Source organism: Corynebacterium sp. KPL1824 (genome assembly GCF_000478095.1).
Lineage (GTDB): Bacteria > Actinomycetota > Actinomycetes > Mycobacteriales > Mycobacteriaceae > Corynebacterium > Corynebacterium accolens.
Window position 1 is genome coordinate 1,315,632 of record NZ_KI515749.1, and the last position, 18,160, is coordinate 1,333,791.

Here is an 18,160-nt window from a genome sequence, read left to right on the forward strand (position 1 = left end):
TACTGGGGGCGACTTAATCAGCCGGTTCAATGTGCCGACCTAGTAATTCACCAGCAAGGAGAATCATGCTTACGTATCACACCATCGCCGTCGGTACCGATGGCTCCGAAACTTCCCTGCGCGCCGTGCGCTCGGCAGCATCCATGGCGCGGGCATACGATGCCAAGCTCATCATCGTCTCCGCAGCCTATAACCATTCTGGCTCCATGCTCGGTGCCCCCAGCGGTGAGGGCTCCAGGCTACCGGTGGTCAGCGAGGAAATGGCCGATACCTACCTCACGAACGCGCAGCGGATTGCCGAGTCCGAAGGTGCGGAAAACATTGAAGTGGTCACCACCCCCGGTGACCCCGTCAACGCCTTAATCGAGGTCACGGAGAAATACGACGTTGAGCTCTTGGTCGTGGGCAATCGCGGCGTTAATTCCGTGCGCGGGCGCGTTTTTGGCTCGGTGCCGACGGAACTTACCCATAAATCCAAGGTGGATGTCGTGGTGGTTAACACGAGTGAAAAACGTTAATCACTTTTCATTGTTAGACTTGCAGTAACGCCAAGTTGGCACACTAGAATAGTTAGGGTACACACCCACAAAGAAAGGTCATCATGAGCGACTACAGCACGATTGTTGTCGGTACTGACGGTTCCAAGTCCTCCCTCCTCGCCGTGGAGCGAGCAGCCAAGATTGCCGCTGCATTCGATGCCACGCTGATCATCGGTTGTGCTTACTACGAGAATCAAGAGCAGGCTTCGAAGACCTTGCGTCAGGATTCCGTCACTATTCTTGGTGATGAGAAAGCCGAAGCCAACCTGCAGGCAGGCAAGGAAGAAGCGGAAAAGCACGGGGTTTCCAAGGTAGAAACCGCCGTCCGCCCTGGCACGCCGGTGCAAGCCCTGATGTCCATTGTCAATGACAATGATGCAGACCTGCTCATCGTTGGTAACCGCGGCATTAATTCCCTAACCGGTCGTCTGCTCGGCTCGGTGCCAGCGGATGTGGCGCGTCAGTCCGATTGTGACGTCATGATTGTTCACACCGTCAATTAATCTAGGCCTTCGCCTGACCGGCTTTCGCCTTACCCACCGCAGCAAGTCCACCTCTGGATTCGTGCGGTGGGTTTTGTGATCCCAGTGGGCTAGAGCACGCCGGACGTATCTCCCACTAGGGTCAGCGTTTGCGTGGCCCGGGTGATGCAGACGTACAGATTCTGCAGCCCCTGCGGGGAGGCATCGACAATCTCGCGCGGGTTAAGCACGATAACGTGGTCGAACTCGAGGCCCTTGACTGCTTCGGCGTTCGTGGCGTCAATGACCGCGGTCAGACGGCCATCGTCCTCGGTGGTCACGCCGGGGGTGAAGCCGGCATCGGCAAGCCGGCGCACCGGCTCGCCATCGCGAATGGCAATGGCCGGGGTGGCATCCGGATCGATGGAGGCCAACAGACGATTGGCAAGCTCGGTAATGGGTTCTGGCGTGCGGTAATTGACGGTAAGGAGGTGGTGGCGGAAGCGCTGGGCGATGAACGGCTCTAGGGCCTCGCCCCAGTCATCCACGCCGGCCGGGGAACCGGTCTGCGAGGTATCGCCCACCAGCGTCATCCACCGCGACGGGCAGCGGCGGAAGAGCATCCGCCATTCCATCGGGGTTAGTTCCTGCGCTTCGTCCACGATGATGTGGCCAAAGGCCCACGTGTGATCCTCCCGGGCACGCTGCGCGGTGGTGCGCGTATCCCGTACCTCCTGGCGCTGCGCCAGGGTCTCCGCGTCGATCACGTCGTGCGCCGAAAGAATCTCCGCCTCAAACATGTCATCGTCGTTATCGGTGGATTCGGAGGAGGACAGGATATCCAGCGCATCTTCTGCATCCGCGATCTGCTCGCGCCACTTGGCGTCCTTGGCCGCCTTCTTCTCCTCAGGATTGGGCAGCCCGATGAGGACGGCCAACTCATCCAAAAGGGCAGCATCGGAATCGGTCCAGGTATAACCATCGGGCCGGTATAAGGCGGCCTGGGTTTCCTCATCGTAGCCGCGGGCAGCCGAGGCAATGCGTTCGCGGGAAGACAATAACGCGGCGAGTACCTCAGAGGGATCGAGCTCGGGCCAAAAATCATCGATGCATCCCACCACGGACTCATCAATGGCAAGATCGTCGTGGAATTGATCCACATCCGCGCGGCTTAGGAGGTTTTCCCCGCCCAGGGGATCCGTGCCCACCTTGGTGGCCATCTCCTGGGCCAGGTCCTCTACGAAGTGCTCGATGAACGCCTCGCGCGCCTGATTATGCGGCTTGCGTGAGCGGCGAGCGCGGGTGCGCGCCCTCTTCACCATGGACGGCGTGATGGTCAGGGTCAGGCCATCTACGGTGATGTCCCGGGGCTCACTTGGCACCTGCTGATAATCCTTGACGGCGGCGCTCAGGATTTCCGCCATGGCCGCGCTGCCCTTAATTTCGCGGCCCACAAGCCCCTCGGTATGGGTGGGAGTGATGCCGGGGAATAGCCCACCGATGGTTGAGAGCACGACGCCGGTCTCGCCGAGCTCGGGCAGCACGCGGGAAATATAGTCCAAAAAGTTGGTATTGGGTCCAACGATGAGTACACCGGTGGAAGATAGCTGCTCGCGGTGGGTGTAGAGCAGGTAGGCAACGCGGTGTAGCGCGACGGCAGTTTTACCGGTGCCGGGGCCGCCTTCTACGACCATGACGCCGCGGGTATTATCCCGGATGATTTCGTCCTGCTCGCGCTGGATGGTTTCCACGATGGACGTCATGTGCCCCGTTCGGGCGCGTTGCATGGCAAAGTACAGGGCGGACTCGCTCGCCACGCCCGTCTCTTCCTCGCGCACGCCTGGGCCGTTTAATGCCTCGTCATTGACATCAGTGACCGTGCGGCCGGACATGCGGATCTGGCGGCGAGTGTGTACGCCTTCAGGTTGTGCGGTAGTGGCGAGGTAAAAGGGGCGGGCCATGGGCGCGCGCCAATCCAGCAGCAGGGTGCGGTAGTTTTCTTCGCGCGCATCCAAACCCATGCGGCCGATATAGCGGCGATCGAGTCCTTCTTCCGTCGGGTTATCGCCGGGGGCATCGATATCGATGCGGCCAAAGACGAGCCCCATCTGTGCGACGTTGAGGCGGTCCAATTTGGCCTGGAGGCCGTGGTATTCCGTTTCGCGGCGCACTAAGGCATCGGCATCGGGAGTCGCCGGGTCGACCTCGGCTTGGACCTCATTCAGGCGCGCGTTTGCCGCGGCTACCTCGTCATCGAGGCGGTCAAAGAGGCCATCGACATAGTTCTGCTCGGCTTCGATGGCTGAAATTCCAGCGTTTTCCGCGCGGCTGGATGAAGATGCAGTGGCGGGAGAATGGGTGGCAGGAGAATTCTTCGGTGCAGAGTTCACAAGACTCCTCAGAATGAAACACGAAAATATGGGTGGGCGCGCATCCGCGTGCCGCGTAGGGGAGGTTCGAGTTTAGACCTTGCCGTGACAAAGAACAACGGCCCAGCGTAGGGCTGGGCCGTGTGCGAGGGTTAAGGCGAATTACTTAGCGCGCTTTTCAATCTTCTTGATAGCGGCGTCGATCTTCTTATTAGCCTTCTTTTGCAGCTTGTCTGCCTGCTTGGAAGCCTTCTTAGCAGCGCGCTTGGAGTCTGCCTTGTCGAGCTTCGATGCGGCGTCATCGGCGCGCTTTTGTGCCTTGTTCGCGGCCTTGACGGCACCTTTGCGGGCGGTCTTGGCGTTGGACTCAGCGGACTTCAGCCAGTCCTTCTTGTTGTCATCAACGTAGGACTTGGCGCTATCTACGGAGTCCTCGATGAAGGATTTTGCGTTGTCCAAGAAGTCGCGGCCGGAATCCTGCCAGTCATCCTTGTTGTCATCGACGTAGTCCTTGGCGTCATCGACATAGGACTTGGCGGTATCCAGGAGGCCGCGACCGGTGGACTGCCAGTCATCCTTGTTGTCATCCACATAGGCTTGAGCCTTCTGGGAGGTCTCATTGAACCAGTCGCCGGCCTTATTGGACAGCTCGCTGGCGCGAGCGGAAAGCTCCTCGCGCTTTTCCTGAGACTCAGACTTGGTGGGCAGCGCCTGCTGAATTTTCTTATTGGTGCGCTCACCGGCCTTCTGTGCGCGCCAGCGCAGGGACGGCTTGCCCTCGGTGTCCTGGGTGGTGATAAACAGCGCGCCGAGCAGGGCGGTGTTAGTAATGAAGCCGTTGCGACGGTCTTCCTTGTCCTTCTTATTATCTGCGGCCCAGAAGTTATTCTTGCCCACCAAGTTGGGCAGGGTAGCGGCAGCCAGCACGGCTGCGGAGGTGCGCGGTGCCTTGCCCAGAGCCAAGGTGGTACCTGCACCGATCTTTGCGCCGCCAAGGGCGCGGGTAGCTAGCTCCGGATCATTGGGAATGAGGTTCTTGTAACCGGAGGGGACGAACTTGCGCAGGGTCTTGAGGAAGCCTTCGGTTTCCTTGGTGTGCTCCGAGGCATTGCGCAGGTCGTCTACACCTTCCCATACAAATACCGATGCCAGCATGGGGCGGGCAAACTTGCGAATCATAGTCCTTTAAGCTCCTTAGCTCGTTGTTCTAGACCAATCGTGTGATTGACCATTATACGCTGAAATAGCCGCCTAGATCACCACCGGCGCTCCCACCAATCACCCAACTTGGGGCGTTCTTCCCCCAAGGTGGTGGGCTTGCCATGCCCCGGGCGAATGATGGCGTTATCTGGGAACTCCTCGAAGACGCGCTTGGTGACGTCCTTATATAGCCGCACAAAGTCGCCCTCAGAGGTCGTTCGACCCAATCCACCGGGGAAAACGGAGTCTCCCACAAACAGGTTGGTGACGCCGTCAACGGTGGCCACGAGCGCCACGCCGCCGGGGGTATGGCCGCGCAGGATGATGATGGGCAATTTCATGCCGGCAAACTCGATGGAATCGCCCTCGCGCAGCTCAACGTCTACGTCTTCTGGAATGGCCGGCGAATCAATGAAGGAGGCGTAGTGCTTTGCGTTGGTGGCCTGCAGGACCTCGCCGAGCGCCCGCACGTGATCCCAGTGGCGGTGCGTGGTGAGAACGGCGGTGATGTCAACGCCTGCCTCGCGGGCCATGTCGAGGATGGCGGGGGCATCATCGGCGGCATCGACAAGCAAGCCTTGGTCGCCGGCGGTGAGCAGGTAGCAGTTATTGTCCATCTCCGAAACGGAGATCTGGTGAAGATGTAGCTCGTTAGTCATACGTCCCAGCCTACGGGTACATTCAAGGGGAGATTAAAATCTATGATGTGGAGGCTGGAGCGCAGTGGCAGAACGATTGATTGTGCGAGGCGCACGGGAACACAATCTCAAGGGCGTGGATATCGATATTCCGCGCGATAAAATGGTGGTTTTTACTGGGCTTTCGGGCTCTGGTAAGTCCTCGCTGGCCTTCGATACCATCTTCGCGGAGGGCCAACGCCGCTACGTGGAATCGTTGAGCTCCTATGCCCGGATGTTTTTGGGCCAAATGGATAAACCCAATGTGGAATACATCGGGGGCCTGTCGCCGGCGGTGTCCATCGATCAGAAATCCACCAACCACAACCCGCGCTCGACCGTGGGCACGATTACGGAGATTTACGATTACCTCCGCTTGCTCTTCTCGCGCGCCGGCACCCCGCACTGCCCCAAGTGCGATGCCGTCATCGAGCGCCAGACGCCGCAGCAGATTGTTGATGCCGTACTGGAGCAGGAAGAAAAGCTGAAGTTCCAGGTGCTTGCCCCGGTGGCCCGCAAGCGCAAAGGTGAATTTGTTGACCTCTTCCAAGATCTTTCGGCGCAGGGTTACTCCCGCGTGCGCGTGGATGGTGAGACCCATCAATTAAGTGATCCGCCGAAGTTGAAGAAGCAGGTTAAGCACACCATCGAGGTGGTGGTGGACCGGCTGCAGGTTAAGGCATCGCAGAAGCAGCGCCTGACCGATTCCGTGGAAACGGCTTTGCGGCTTGCCGATGGCCTCGTCACCATCGAGTTCGTTGATAAAGAAGAACTCACGCATACCTATTCCGAGAAGGCGGCCTGCCCCAATGGCCATACCCTTACCATCGAGGAATACGAACCGCGCGCGTTTTCCTTTAACGCGCCCTTTGGTTCCTGCCCGGTCTGCGATGGCTTGGGCACGAAGCTCGAAGTGGATGTAGACCTGCTCATCCCGGATCCGGATGCCCCGGCCGTTGATGCCGTGCAGCCGTGGCATTCCAGCCCGAACTCCCGGTATTTTGTCAAACTCGTGGAAGGTTTGGGCAAGGCCCTGGGCTTTGACCCGCAAACCCCCGTCAGCGAGCTGACCAAGGAGCAGCGCGATGCGTTGATTTACGGCACCGAAACCGAGGTGCGGGTGCGCTATAAGAACCGCTATGGCCGCCAGCGCAATTGGACCGCGCCCTTTGAGGGTGCCGTCGGATTCCTGCACCGCAAATTGGATACGACGGATTCACAGTCCCAAAAGGATCGGCTGCTGCAATACACCCGCCGGGTGCCGTGTAGCACCTGTAAGGGAACGCGCCTGAAGCCGGAAATCCTCGCCGTGCGCCTGGCGTCGACCACGCATGGCGAACAGTCCATCGCGGGGCTGAGCGCCCTGTCCATCGAGGATGCCTCGGAGTTTTTGGATTCGCTGGTCTTAGGACACCGCGAGGAAATCATTGCCGGGGCGGTGTTGAAGGAGACCCAAGCCCGCCTGCGCTTCTTATTGGATGTAGGCCTTAACTACCTCACCCTGGACCGCGGCGCCTCGACCCTGTCTGGCGGCGAGGCCCAGCGCATCCGCCTGGCCACACAGATTGGATCTGGGCTCGCCGGCGTGCTGTACGTGTTGGATGAGCCGTCCATCGGTTTGCACCAGCGCGATAATCACCGCCTGATTTCGACCTTGCAGCGCCTGCGCGATATCGGCAATACGCTCATCGTGGTCGAACACGATGAGGACACCATTCGCTCTTCCGATTGGCTCGTGGATGTGGGCCCGCGCGCCGGCGAATACGGCGGTGAAGTGGTCTACCAAGGCGAGCCCGCCGGCGTGGAGCAGGTAAAGGAGTCCTTAACGGGGCAGTACCTATCCGGTTCCAAGGTCCTGGCCGTTCCGGATCACCGCCGCGAGATCGATAAGGACCGCACCCTGAAGGTGGTTGGTGCCCGGGAAAATAACCTCAAGGGAATCAACGTTGAGATTCCGCTCGGCGTGCTAGTGTGCATTACCGGTGTATCCGGCTCCGGCAAGTCCACCGTGGTCAATGAAATCCTGGCCAAGACCTTGGCCAATAACTTGAACCGCGCCCGGCAGGTTCCTGGGCGCGCCAAGCGCGTGGAGGGCGTTGAGCACCTGGATAAATTGGTGCAGGTGGATCAGAGCCCGATTGGCCGCACCCCGCGGTCCAACCCGGCGACCTATACCGGTGTCTTTGATAAGATTCGCAACCTTTTTGCGGAGACCCAAGAAGCAAAGGTGCGCGGCTACAAGGCCGGCCGTTTTTCCTTCAACGTCAAAGGCGGGCGCTGCGAGGCCTGCCAGGGCGATGGCACCATCAAGATCGAGATGAACTTCCTGCCGGATGTCTATGTCCCGTGTGAGGTCTGCGAGGGTGCGCGCTATAACCGCGAGACCTTGGAGGTCCACTACAAGGGCAAAAACATCGCGGAAGTGCTGGACATGCCGATTTCTGAGGCCGCGGACTTCTTCGAGCCCATCACCTCCATCCACCGTTACTTGGCCACGCTTGTCGATGTTGGCCTAGGCTACGTCCGCCTCGGCCAAGCCGCCACCACGTTGTCCGGCGGCGAGGCCCAGCGCGTGAAGCTTGCCTCGGAGCTGCAAAAGCGCACCAATGGCCGCACCATCTATATCTTGGATGAGCCGACGACTGGTCTGCACTTTGAAGATATTCGCCGGTTGATGCTGGTTATCCAAGGCTTGGTAGATAAGGGCAATTCCGTGCTCATCATTGAGCACAACCTCGATGTCATCAAGGCAGCGGACTGGATTGTGGATATGGGCCCTGAAGGCGGTGCCGGCGGCGGCACCGTGGTTGCGCAGGGGACGCCGGAAAAGGTTGCACAAGTGGAAGGCTCCTATACCGGCGGCTACCTCAAGGAAATGCTGCCTTAAAAATAAGAGCGATAGTTTCTGTGAAAAATTGTCCTCTTTTTAAATCATGGGCTAGTCTGTGAGGAATGAACCTGCGGCAGAGATTAGGAGCGATACTGGCCACGGTATCGCTTGCCGCCGTGGCGGCGTGCTCGTCACCTGAGCAGGCGCCGGATACGGCGGGGGAGGGGGCATCGGCAAGCGCTAGCGATAATGCCGATGCCGCAATCGCTAAAGATCTAGACCGCGCAGTTGAGGCAGTGTCCAAGGACTACGATGCCAAGGTTGGCGTGGCCATCGCCGCCGGTAACCAAAAAATCTCCGCGGGAGACAAGGGCGAAGGCCCAGCATGGTCCACCATCAAAGTGCCCATCGCCATTACGGCGCTGCAGGACGGTGCCGATCCATCCTTGGTGGATTTGGCCATAAAGGAATCCGACAATGACGCCGCCTACGCATTGTGGTCGCAGGTGCAGTGGGAGGAAGGCGAGGCCTCAGAGGCGGTGGAAAAGCTCTTGCGCGAGTACGGCTCGAAAGCCTCCATCGAGGAAGGTTCTTTCGGGTATGCCACCTGGCCATTGCAGGAGCAGGCAAATTTCGGTGCGCAATTGCCCTGCATTAAGGAAGCCGAATACGTCCATGAAGTATTAAATGACATCGTGGAATGGCAAAACGTTGGCCTCTCCAAACACACAAGCACCCGGGCAAAAAGCGGCTGGGGACTCGATGAAAATAGCGATGACTACACCTTCCGGCAATTCGGCGTGCATGAAAAGGACGGCAAAAGGGTAGGGGTAGCCCTAAGCGTCATCGTCGAGGGCGAGGACTACGAGAATGGCTCCGCCGCGATCGATGACCTTGCCGATGACGTCCTCAAGGCTATCGACAAAGCCATCGCGGATGAAAAATTAGAGCCCGATTCCTCCTGTAAGGATAGCTAGTTCGCCGCGGTTTGCCTTAAGTAGTGGCGGCTGCTACTGTCATATCCACTACCGCCCAAGGTACCTTTTGCAGGAACCTGGGTCACAAGCGGAGATTCTCCCACCCGATGCCGCGAACTTCAGGTTCGTTGGATAACGGTAAAGGTAACCAGGCATTCGTGTCTGGCTCTGTGAGATCTCCCGGCTGTCTATGGCAGACCGGGTTAAATTCGTTTGTGGGCCACGGTAGGTGAACTCATTACCCATAACCCCCTAATCGAGGAGAACCACAATCAGCGCTGAAGCTCGCATTAATGAGCGTATCCGAGTACCCGAGGTCCGTCTTGTCGGCCCCGGTGGTGAACAGGTGGGTATCGTCCGTACCGATGATGCCCGCAAGCTTGCCTATGAAGCTGACCTGGATTTGGTCGAGGTAGCTCCTAAGGCTAAGCCCCCAGTTGCCAAAATCATGGACTACGGCAAGTTCAAGTATGAGCAAGCCCAGAAGGCTCGCGAATCTCGTAAGAACCAGCAGCAGACCGTGGTGAAGGAACAGAAGTTCCGTCCGAAGATCGACGATCACGATTATGAGACCAAGAAGAGTAACGTAGTTCGCTTCCTGGAAAAGGGATCCAAGGTCAAGGTGACCATCATGTTCCGCGGCCGTGAGCAATCGCGACCGGAGCTGGGTTTCCGGCTTTTGGAGCGGTTGGCCGATGACGTCGCCGAGGTTGGCGTAGTTGAGTCCCGCCCCAAGCAGGATGGTCGCAATATGACCATGGTTTTGGGTCCGGTTCGTAAGGGCAAAAAGTAAACCGTATTCCACGTAGGATTTAAGGACTTAATACTCATGAAGCAGAAGACCCACAAGGGCACCGCAAAGCGCATCAAGGTGACCGGTTCCGGCAAGCTGCGCCGCGAGCAGGCAAACCGTCGCCACTTGCTGGAGGGCAAGCCTTCCAAGCGTACCCGTCGCCTCAAGGGCACCGAGTCCGTCTCCCAGGCAGACACCAAGCGCGTCAAGCGCCTGCTCGGTCGCGCTTAATAGCGCCCAATCAACCCACATCCACCATCTCAACCAGAATTTAAGGAAGTATTACTGTGGCACGAGTAAAGCGCTCAGTTAACGCAAAGAAGAAGCGTCGCGCGATCCTGAAGTCCGCCAAGGGCTACCGTGGTCAGCGTTCCCGCCTGTACCGTAAGGCTAAGGAGCAGTGGCTGCACTCTATGACTTACGCTTACCGCGATCGTCGCGCGCGTAAGTCCGAGTTCCGCAAGCTGTGGATCCAGCGCATCAACGCTGCTGCCCGCATGAACGACATCACTTACAACCGCCTCATCCACGGCCTGCGCTTGGCTGAGATCGAGGTAGACCGCAAGATCCTCGCCGAGCTTGCCGTCAACGACTTCGAGGCTTTCTCCGCACTGTGCGAGACCGCTAAGGCCGCCCTGCCTGAGGACGTCAACGCACCGAAGGCTGCGTAAGCCTCTCCAGCTACATAGCTGATTGCCCACTCCACACCGCTCGACACGGTGAGGGGTGGGTTCTGTGCTATCTCACTGCCTCAAGCCTGCTAATAACCTGTCCGATGTGTGTGCTAAATTAATGGGGCTATAAACCCAGCATTTGCAAGGAGAACTCCGCGCCATGACGAGCCCATATAACCGCGAGCAACCAGAAGGCAACCCTTATTCGAGTCAATTTCCTGGCCAGGATCGGCCGTATTACTCCCAGGAATTCCACTCTGGTGGCTATCCGCAGCAGGGCTACCCGCAGCAGGGCTATCCTCAGCAACAATATGCGGCGGCAGGTAACCAAAAGTCCTGGGTAGCTGCGTTGCTTCTGTGCTTCTTCTTGGGCAGTGTCGGCGCGCATAACTTCTACACTGGCCGCACAACTTATGGGGTCGTGCAGTTGTCGCTGAATATTCTTGGCTGGTTTACCTTCTGGTTCCTATTGGGCTTCCTTTTCTGGACCGTTTTAGGAATCTGGGTGTTCATTGAGTTCTTCATGATTCTCCTTGGCGTGGGCGATTACGACAAGGACGCACGCGGAGTCCCGTTAAAGAAGTAATTTTTTGCCATGGCCCTGCCGGATTTCTGGCAGGGCTTTGTCATGCCTATGGCGTGAAACGAGCGGTTCAGCGCCCAAGGTAGGGTAGGGCCTATGAATCTAGACTTTGACTCCGCCTTTACTGAACGCACTCCGCGCATCGTCAACGCGGCGAAATTGCACCGGGCTGCTAATCGTAAGAAGGCCAAGCAGTTCATTATCGAGGGCGAAAATGCGGTGGATGCTGCGGTGTCTACGGGTGCGGCGACGGACGTATTCGTGACGGAGAAGGCTGCCGAGCGCTTTGCGGAAATCGTTACGGCCTGTGGGCATATGGATGTCTACGTCCACCCTATTACGGACAAGGCCGCCAAGCACTTGGCCGATACCGCGACGACGACGGGAATTTTTGCCTTGTGCAGTTCCTCCGTCCTATGGTCCGCAGGAAAGATTCTTAATGGGAAGCCGAAGTTGATTTCGGTACCAGTGCTTACTTCCGAGCCCGGAAACGCGGGTACGTTGATTAGGACTTCGGACGCGATGGGCGCCGATGGCGTGATCTTCGCGGGCGAGACCGTGGATCCCCTAGGCAGCAAGGTTGCCCGCGCTTCAGCCGGCTCCTTATTCCACGTCCCCGTCGCGCGCGATCCAAATATCAAGGACGTATTGGGTCAGCTGCGCAAGTCGGGCATGCAAATCGTCGCTACCGCCGCAGATGGGGAAGTAGAGCTTGCCGATGCCGACCTCTCCCAACCCACCGCCTGGCTCTTCGGCAATGAGGCCCACGGGCTGGGCGAGCTGCTTGAAGAGGCCGATATGCGGGTACGCATCCCGCTGCGGGGGCGCGCGGAGTCACTCAACCTTGCCACCGCGGCCAGCATCTGCTTGTACGAATCCGCCAAGGCGCAGGACCAGAACTAGGCCGCAATCGCGTTGCTCCGCGGTAGCGAATGAAAAGGGGGTCCCTGGGGCTGTCCGTGTCCTAGTGACAGAGTAAGATTGCACGCGTTAGTTTTCGCGCGAGAAGAAGGTACGAAGTACGTGTCCGATACACCGCAGATCGAATTGACCGAACAGGCCCTCGGGGCCGCGGCCGATAAGGCTATCGCAGCCTTCGAAGCAGCAGAGACGCTAGAGGATCTCACCGCTGCTCGCCGCGAGCACTTAGGCGATAACGGGTATATCCCGCAAGCCCGCCAATCCCTCGGCCAAATACCTAAGGATCAACGCAAAGCCGCCGGCAAGGCCGTCAACATGGCCCGCGGCAAGATGGAAAAGCGTTTTGCGCAGGTCAAGGAGGAATTGGAGCAGAAGGCACGCGAGGCCCAGCTCAAGGCCGAAACCGTCGACGTCACCATTCCTACGACCCGGGCGCAAACGGGTGCGCTGCACCCCATTACCTCCTTATCCGAGCGCATTGCCGATATTTTCGTTGGCATGGGGTGGGAAATCGCCGATGGCCCAGAGATTGAGGCCGAGTACTTTAATTTCGATGCCCTGAACTTCAAGCCGGATCACCCAGCGCGCACCCTGCAGGATACGTTCCACGTGGGCAAGGAAGGCTCCAAGCAGGTTCTGCGCACGCACACCTCGCCTGTGCAGGTGCGCACGATGCTCGAGCGCGATGTGCCGCTGTACATCGCCTGCCCAGGGCGCGTTTTCCGTACGGACGAGCTGGACGCCACCCACACCCCAGTCTTCCACCAGGTGGAGGGCCTTGCCGTGGATAAGGGCCTAACCATGGCTCACCTGCGCGGAACGCTCGAGCACCTAGCCAAGGTGCTTTTCGGACCCGAAACCACGACGCGCATGCGCGTGAATTACTTCCCGTTCACGGAGCCTTCCGCGGAGGTGGACGTCTGGTTCCCCAATAAAAAGGGCGGCGCCGGCTGGATCGAATGGGGCGGTTGCGGAATGGTCAACCCCAACGTGCTGCGCGCGGTAGGCGTTGACTCGGAAGAATACACGGGCTTCGCGTTCGGCATGGGCCTTGAGCGCACCCTGCAATTCCGCAATGGACTGACCGATATGCGCGACATGGTTGAAGGCGATGTCCGCTTCACCCTGCCCTTTGGCGTACAGGCTTAAAACCCAGAAAGGATAGATACATCATGCTTATTTCCCAAGACTGGGTTACCCGTATCCTTGGCGCCTCCAATCCGAATTGGAGCGTGTCCGCTGCCGATATGGACTCCGGTTTCGTCCGCGTGGGGTTTGAAACCGAAGGATATGAGCCGATCCCTGAGACCACTGGCCCGTTGGTTATCGGCCAGGTCGTAGAAATCGAAGAGCTCACGCAGTTCAAAAAGCCCATTCGGTACTGCCAGGTCAACGTTGGCCAGGCAAATGGCACCGGTGAATTGCAAGGCATTATCTGCGGTGCGCGTAACTTCCGCTTGCACGATTACGTTGTAGTCTCCCTGCCCGGCGCAGAGCTGCCCGGTGGGTTCAAAATCGCGGCGCGCGAAACCTATGATCACATCTCCAATGGCATGATGTGCTCCGCTGCTGAGCTGGGCCTTGGCGCGCAGGCAAACGGCATCATCGTGCTGGGTGAGGAAGTCGCGGATATGGTAGGCGAAGATGCCCGTCCAGTCATCGGCCTGTCCGATACCGACTTTGACGTCAACATCACCCCGGACCGCGGATACGCGCTATCTGCGCGTGGCTTAAGCCGCGAAATCGCCTCTTCCTTTGACTTGGAGTTTAAGGACGTCGCCGATGATCCAGCGGTGGCCGGGATCGATACCTCTGCGGTTCCAGAGGCAGAAGGCTCGCTTATCAACATCGATCTGCGCGAGGAGACCAAGGCGCAGCGATTTGGCGTGCGCAAGGTAAGCGGCATCGATCCGCAGGCGCGCACCCCATTTTGGATGGAGCGCGAACTCATGCTGTGCGGCCAGCGCAGCGTCAATGTGGCAACGGACGTGACCAACTACGTCATGTTGCTTTTGGGCACCCCGATGCATGCCTTTGATGCCAATGAAGTCGCGGGCGATCTCACGGTGCGCAATGCACAAGAGGGCGAGAAGTTTGAGACCCTTGATCACGTCACGCGCGAGCTCTCTGGTGAGGACGTGGTCATCTGCGATGACAACGGCATCCAATCTTTGGCCGGTGTTATGGGCGGCACGCACTCAGAGATTTCTGATCAGACCACGGATGTCTACTTCGAATCCGCTATCTGGGATCCCATTACCGTCGCCCGTACCTCTCGCCGCCACAAGCTTTCCTCTGAGGCATCCCGCCGATTTGAGCGCGGCGTCGATCCAGCCATCGTTGAGGTGGCCCTTAATATTGCGTGCGCGCTATTGCACTCGATTGCGGGCGGAACGGTGGAAAAGGGACGTACCCTCGTCGGAGAGGTAGCCGAGCCCCAAGCCATTCGCTTGCGTGCGGAAAAGCCGAGTGAATACGCCGGCGTCGAATACTCCCGCGAGACCGTTATCTCTCGCCTTAAAGAGGTGGGCTGCACGGTCGAGGAAGGTTCGGATTCAGTTCTGCAGGTCACGCCCGCCACGTGGCGGACCGATATTTCCATGGATGTTGACCTCATCGAGGAGGTCCTGCGCCTGGAAGGCCTGGAAGATATCCCCACCGTTCTGCCCACCCCGGCAGGCGGTCGCGGTTTGACCCCAGCGCAAAAGCGCCGCCGCGCCATCGGCCACGGTTTGGCTTATGCCGGCTATGCAGAGGTTTTGCCCACGCCGTTTATCGCAAACGACACCTTTGATGTGTGGGGCCTTGCGGCTGACGATGCCCGCCGCAACACCGTCGCCGTGCAGAATCCCTTGGAATCTGACAAAGCCATCTTGGCCACGACGTTGCTTCCCGCAACGCTTGAGGCTTTGGGCCGCAACGTAGCTCGCGGCCGCAAAGATCTGGCGCTCTATGGCTTGCAGCAGGTGGCCTTCAAGCGCGCAGAATCTTCGCCCATGCCGTCTGTTGCTCAGCGTCCTGGTGATGAAGTGGTAGAAGAACTCCTGCGCACGCTTCCTGAACAGCCCTTGCACGTGGCAACCGTTGCAACCGGCAAGATGGAGCACGAGGGCCCGTGGGGCGAAGGCCGCGATTACACCTACGCGGACGCGATTGAATCCGCACGGCTGGTGGCCCGCGCCGCTGGCCTGGATATCGAGGTTGAAGCCGCGGACCACCTGCCATGGCACCCAGGCCGGTGCGCCGCCATCAAGGTGGCAGGAACAGATGACGTCGTGGGCTATGCCGGTGAATTGCATCCGCAGGTGCTCGAAGCCCTCAACCTGCCACCGCGCACGTGCGCGATGGAGCTTGATATCACCGCGCTGCCGCTGACCGAGCGCTTCCCAGCGCCGGTATTGTCGGCATTCCCAGCCTTGCATCAGGACATCGCGCTGGTGGTGGATGAAGATATTCCAGCGGAAAAGGTGCGCGCCACGGTGGAAGAGGGCGCAGGAGACCTCATCGAGTCGGTCGACCTGTTTGATATCTTCCGCGGTGAGCAATTGGGTGCGGGCAAGAAGTCCTTGGCCTTCCAGCTGCAATTCCGCGCTGCGGACCGTACCTTGACCGATGAGGAAGTCAACGAGCACCGCACGACGGCCGCCGAATTGGCCAAGGAGCGGTTCGGTGCAGAAATGCGAGCATAGGACGGGCCAGAAGCCTAGCCTTTTGCATTAAATGGCGAAGAACCAGACTTTGGTGGCACATAAGCTACTCGGGTCTTGGGTCTTCGCCATTCTGCGTTTTCATGCAACATGTTAATTATTTTCATACTCTCTGAGCTGGGGAAAGTAACCCAATTCACTGAATAACATACAGTGGAACGTATTTCTTGCTATAGTTCCTCGTATGACGATTTCAGTAGCAGTGGCAGGGGCCACAGGGTACGCCGGCGGAGAGATACTGCGCCTGCTGCTATCCCACCCTGCCTATCACTCCGGTGACCTGCGCATTGGTTCCTTGACGGGAAATTCCCAAGTGGGCCAGCGCGTCGCAGAAATCATGCCGCACCTCCCGCAGCTGGCAGATCGCGTCATTACTGACACCACTCCCGAAGAGCTAGCCGGACACGACGTCGTCTTCTTGGGCTTGCCGCACGGGCACTCAGCGCGACTTGCGGAGCACTTGGGCGATGAGATCACCATCATCGATTGCGCCGCCGACTTTCGGCTCCGCGAGGAGAGCGATTGGGCAGCCTACTACGGCGGGAACTATGCGGGGCAGTGGCCGTACGGTATCCCGGAACTCCCAGACAATAGGTCGAATCTCAAAGGTACGAACCGGGTAGCCGTGCCTGGTTGTTTCCCCACGGCCATTACCTTGGGGGCGTTGCCCGCCATTGCCCGCGATCTCGTGGAGCCCGCCCTTTCCGTGATCGCTATTACCGGCGTCTCCGGAGCGGGAAAGAAGGCATCCGTCGCGCAATTGGGCGCGGAGACCATGGGAAACGTTAAGGCATATAAACCAGGCGGCACTCACCGGCATACCCCGGAAATCGTGCAGAACCTGCAACCATTTTCTCGCGACGAGGTATCCGTGAGTTTCACCCCGGTGCTTGCACCCATGCCTCGTGGGATTCTGGCGACGATTACGGCGGAGCTGAAAGGGGGCATCGGCAAGCAGCAGGTGCGCACCGCCTTCGAAGAATTTTATGCAGATGAGCCTTTCTGCCTTGTGCTGCCAGAAGGCCAGCAACCTGAAACCCAAAACGTGGTGGGCACGAACATGGTGCATATCCAAGCCCATATCGATGAAAATTCCCACCGCCTCATCATTACCGCGGCGCTAGACAATTTATGCAAAGGTACCGCCGGTGCCGCCGTGCAATGCATGAACCTTGCGCTGGGATGGACAGAAATTTTGGGATTGCCCCAAGCCGCAGTCGCCCCGTAGGGCTGCGCATTACTTAGAGGAGAATTTGATGACTACACTAGGAATCACAGGACCCGCCGGATTTAGCGCCGGCGCGGTAAAGGCCGGAATCAAGCCCTCCGGAAAAGCGGATTTGGCTTTGCTTGTAAACGAGGGCCCTCGCTCGGACGCGGCGGCGGTGTTCACGCGCAACCGCGTGGTGGCGTCCCCCGTTAAGGTCTCCCGCGAGGCGGTAGCGGATGGCCAGTTGCGTGCCGTAGTCATCAACTCCGGCAATGCCAATGCGTGCAATGGCGCGCAAGGCGATGTCGATGCACGCGCGATGGTCGATGCCGTATCCCATGGCACGGAAATCGCCGTGAAGGATATTGCCATCTGTTCTACCGGGCTCATCGGTGAGCCGCTGCCCATGGACAATGCGCTTGCGGGCATCGCGGAGGTTGTGAACCACGTGGGCACGACCCCACAGCACGGCAATGACGCCGCCACTGCCATTATGACCACGGATACCGTTCCTAAGGAATCCGCTTGTGCTGGCGATGGTTGGTCCGTGGGCGCTATGGGAAAGGGCGTTGGCATGATGGCGCCGTCGCTTGCCACGATGTTGGTCTGCATTACTACCGATGCCGTCGCTGACGCAGCTACCCTGCAGAACTCGCTGGAGAAGGCCTGCGCACAGACGTTTAATACGTTGGACGTGGACGGTTCGACCTCTACCAATGACACCGTGATTGTCATGGCTTCCGGGGCCTCCGGCGTGCAGCCCAGCTCAGAAGAGTTGGACCAGGCAATCCTAGAGGTCTGCGCGGATATTGCGGATCAGCTCCAAGCCGATGCTGAGGGAGTGACAAAGCGCGTAAAGATCACCGTCGAAGGCACGGGATCTGATGAGCAAGCGCTCAATGCCGCTCGCACTCTGGGCCGGGACAATTTATTCAAGTGCGCCATGTTTGGCTCCGATCCCAACTGGGGCAGGGTACTGGCCGCCGTCGGCATGGCGGATGCGGACATGGACCCAGACAATATCTCCGTCTATTTCAATGACCAGCCGGTATGCGAATACTCGACGGGCGCGCCCGGGGCCCGCGATGTGGACTTGAGCGGGGCGGATATTGATGTCCGCGTGGATCTCGGCACCGGCGGTGAGGGTACAGCGTTCGTCCGCACCACGGACTTGTCCTACTCCTACGTTGAGATTAACTCGGCGTATAGCTCCTAGGAG

16 protein-coding genes are annotated in these 18,160 nt (G+C 58.9%); 13 read left to right on the forward strand and 3 right to left on the reverse strand.

The genetic code is table 11. From position 1 onward, the window contains the following. The first annotated feature begins 65 nt into the window (after positions 1-65). Positions 66-518, forward strand: coding sequence for a universal stress protein (locus HMPREF1267_RS06125; RefSeq protein ID WP_005280318.1), 453 nt, complete (start codon positions 66-68; stop codon positions 516-518). Positions 519-601: 83 nt separating this feature from the next. After that, the gene (locus HMPREF1267_RS06130) at positions 602-1,042 is read left to right on the forward strand and encodes a universal stress protein (RefSeq protein ID WP_005282685.1); all 441 of its coding nucleotides are present in this window, start codon (positions 602-604) and stop codon (positions 1,040-1,042) included. 89 nt (positions 1,043-1,131) lie between these two features. Here the strand turns inward: HMPREF1267_RS06130 and HMPREF1267_RS06135 are convergent, their stop codons facing one another. The 3 genes from HMPREF1267_RS06135 to HMPREF1267_RS06145 all read right to left on the reverse strand — a co-directional run bounded on the left by HMPREF1267_RS06135 (position 1,132) and on the right by HMPREF1267_RS06145 (position 5,228). Continuing rightward, positions 1,132-3,390 carry a UvrD-helicase domain-containing protein gene (locus HMPREF1267_RS06135; RefSeq protein ID WP_023028754.1) on the reverse strand — a complete coding sequence of 753 codons (2,259 nt, stop codon included), beginning with the start codon at positions 3,388-3,390 and terminating at the stop codon, positions 1,132-1,134. A 141-nt stretch (positions 3,391-3,531) separates the two neighbouring features. Continuing rightward, positions 3,532-4,548 (reverse strand): DoxX family protein, encoded by a 1,017-nt coding sequence (locus tag HMPREF1267_RS06140; protein WP_023017882.1) that lies wholly within the window; start codon positions 4,546-4,548, stop codon positions 3,532-3,534. Between the two features lie 77 nt (positions 4,549-4,625). Next, the gene (locus HMPREF1267_RS06145) at positions 4,626-5,228 is read right to left on the reverse strand and encodes an MBL fold metallo-hydrolase (protein ID WP_023017883.1); all 603 of its coding nucleotides are present in this window, start codon (positions 5,226-5,228) and stop codon (positions 4,626-4,628) included. A 64-nt stretch (positions 5,229-5,292) separates the two neighbouring features. On the opposite strand from HMPREF1267_RS06145, the gene uvrA reads away from it, so the two are divergent. From uvrA to argJ, 11 genes are all read left to right on the forward strand, one after another. Next, entirely contained in the window at positions 5,293-8,133 is a 2,841-nt protein-coding gene (uvrA, locus tag HMPREF1267_RS06150) for an excinuclease ABC subunit UvrA (protein WP_023028755.1), read from the forward strand. Between the two features lie 65 nt (positions 8,134-8,198). After that, a complete protein-coding gene (locus tag HMPREF1267_RS06155; protein ID WP_023028756.1) occupies positions 8,199-9,053 on the forward strand; it encodes a hypothetical protein in 855 nt (284 codons plus the stop codon). Positions 9,054-9,324: 271 nt separating this feature from the next. Beyond that, complete coding sequence (gene infC / locus HMPREF1267_RS06160; RefSeq protein ID WP_081443661.1) at positions 9,325-9,846, forward strand: translation initiation factor IF-3; 522 nt, start codon at positions 9,325-9,327, stop codon at positions 9,844-9,846. Positions 9,847-9,882: 36 nt separating this feature from the next. Then, positions 9,883-10,077 (forward strand): 50S ribosomal protein L35, encoded by a 195-nt coding sequence (gene rpmI, locus HMPREF1267_RS06165; protein WP_005280326.1) that lies wholly within the window; start codon positions 9,883-9,885, stop codon positions 10,075-10,077. Between the two features lie 56 nt (positions 10,078-10,133). Then, complete coding sequence (gene rplT / locus HMPREF1267_RS06170; protein WP_023017886.1) at positions 10,134-10,517, forward strand: 50S ribosomal protein L20; 384 nt, start codon at positions 10,134-10,136, stop codon at positions 10,515-10,517. Between the two features lie 163 nt (positions 10,518-10,680). Further along, a complete protein-coding gene (locus HMPREF1267_RS06175; RefSeq protein ID WP_005280328.1) occupies positions 10,681-11,106 on the forward strand; it encodes a TM2 domain-containing protein in 426 nt (141 codons plus the stop codon). A gap of 93 nt (positions 11,107-11,199) precedes the next feature. Then, complete coding sequence (locus HMPREF1267_RS06180; protein WP_023028757.1) at positions 11,200-12,006, forward strand: RNA methyltransferase; 807 nt, start codon at positions 11,200-11,202, stop codon at positions 12,004-12,006. A gap of 120 nt (positions 12,007-12,126) precedes the next feature. Beyond that, positions 12,127-13,173: a phenylalanine--tRNA ligase subunit alpha gene (gene pheS / locus HMPREF1267_RS06185; RefSeq protein ID WP_023028758.1), complete on the forward strand. Its 1,047-nt coding sequence runs from the start codon at positions 12,127-12,129 to the stop codon at positions 13,171-13,173. 23 nt (positions 13,174-13,196) lie between these two features. Then, positions 13,197-15,713 (forward strand): phenylalanine--tRNA ligase subunit beta, encoded by a 2,517-nt coding sequence (gene pheT, locus HMPREF1267_RS06190; protein ID WP_023028759.1) that lies wholly within the window; start codon positions 13,197-13,199, stop codon positions 15,711-15,713. 202 nt (positions 15,714-15,915) lie between these two features. Further along, complete coding sequence (gene argC / locus HMPREF1267_RS06195; protein WP_023028760.1) at positions 15,916-16,959, forward strand: N-acetyl-gamma-glutamyl-phosphate reductase; 1,044 nt, start codon at positions 15,916-15,918, stop codon at positions 16,957-16,959. A gap of 28 nt (positions 16,960-16,987) precedes the next feature. Continuing rightward, on the forward strand, positions 16,988-18,157 hold the full coding sequence (gene argJ, locus HMPREF1267_RS06200) for a bifunctional glutamate N-acetyltransferase/amino-acid acetyltransferase ArgJ (protein ID WP_023028761.1): 1,170 nt from the start codon (positions 16,988-16,990) through the stop codon (positions 18,155-18,157). Positions 18,158-18,160: the final 3 nt, after the last annotated feature.

What these genes read in the sequence shown, in the direction of transcription:
- HMPREF1267_RS06145 (WP_023017883.1), bottom strand. Translation starts at nt 5,228, where the DNA reads ATGACTAACGAGCTACATCTTCACCAGATCTCCGTTTCGGAGATGGAC.
- HMPREF1267_RS06155 (WP_023028756.1), top strand. Translation starts at nt 8,199, where the DNA reads ATGAACCTGCGGCAGAGATTAGGAGCGATACTGGCCACGGTATCGCTT.
- HMPREF1267_RS06125 (WP_005280318.1), top strand. Translation starts at nt 66, where the DNA reads ATGCTTACGTATCACACCATCGCCGTCGGTACCGATGGCTCCGAAACT.
- pheT (WP_023028759.1), top strand. Translation starts at nt 13,197, where the DNA reads ATGCTTATTTCCCAAGACTGGGTTACCCGTATCCTTGGCGCCTCCAAT.
- HMPREF1267_RS06130 (WP_005282685.1), top strand. Translation starts at nt 602, where the DNA reads ATGAGCGACTACAGCACGATTGTTGTCGGTACTGACGGTTCCAAGTCC.
- HMPREF1267_RS06140 (WP_023017882.1), bottom strand. Translation starts at nt 4,548, where the DNA reads ATGATTCGCAAGTTTGCCCGCCCCATGCTGGCATCGGTATTTGTATGG.
- HMPREF1267_RS06180 (WP_023028757.1), top strand. Translation starts at nt 11,200, where the DNA reads ATGAATCTAGACTTTGACTCCGCCTTTACTGAACGCACTCCGCGCATC.
- argJ (WP_023028761.1), top strand. Translation starts at nt 16,988, where the DNA reads ATGACTACACTAGGAATCACAGGACCCGCCGGATTTAGCGCCGGCGCG.
- rpmI (WP_005280326.1), top strand. Translation starts at nt 9,883, where the DNA reads ATGAAGCAGAAGACCCACAAGGGCACCGCAAAGCGCATCAAGGTGACC.
- argC (WP_023028760.1), top strand. Translation starts at nt 15,916, where the DNA reads ATGACGATTTCAGTAGCAGTGGCAGGGGCCACAGGGTACGCCGGCGGA.
- HMPREF1267_RS06175 (WP_005280328.1), top strand. Translation starts at nt 10,681, where the DNA reads ATGACGAGCCCATATAACCGCGAGCAACCAGAAGGCAACCCTTATTCG.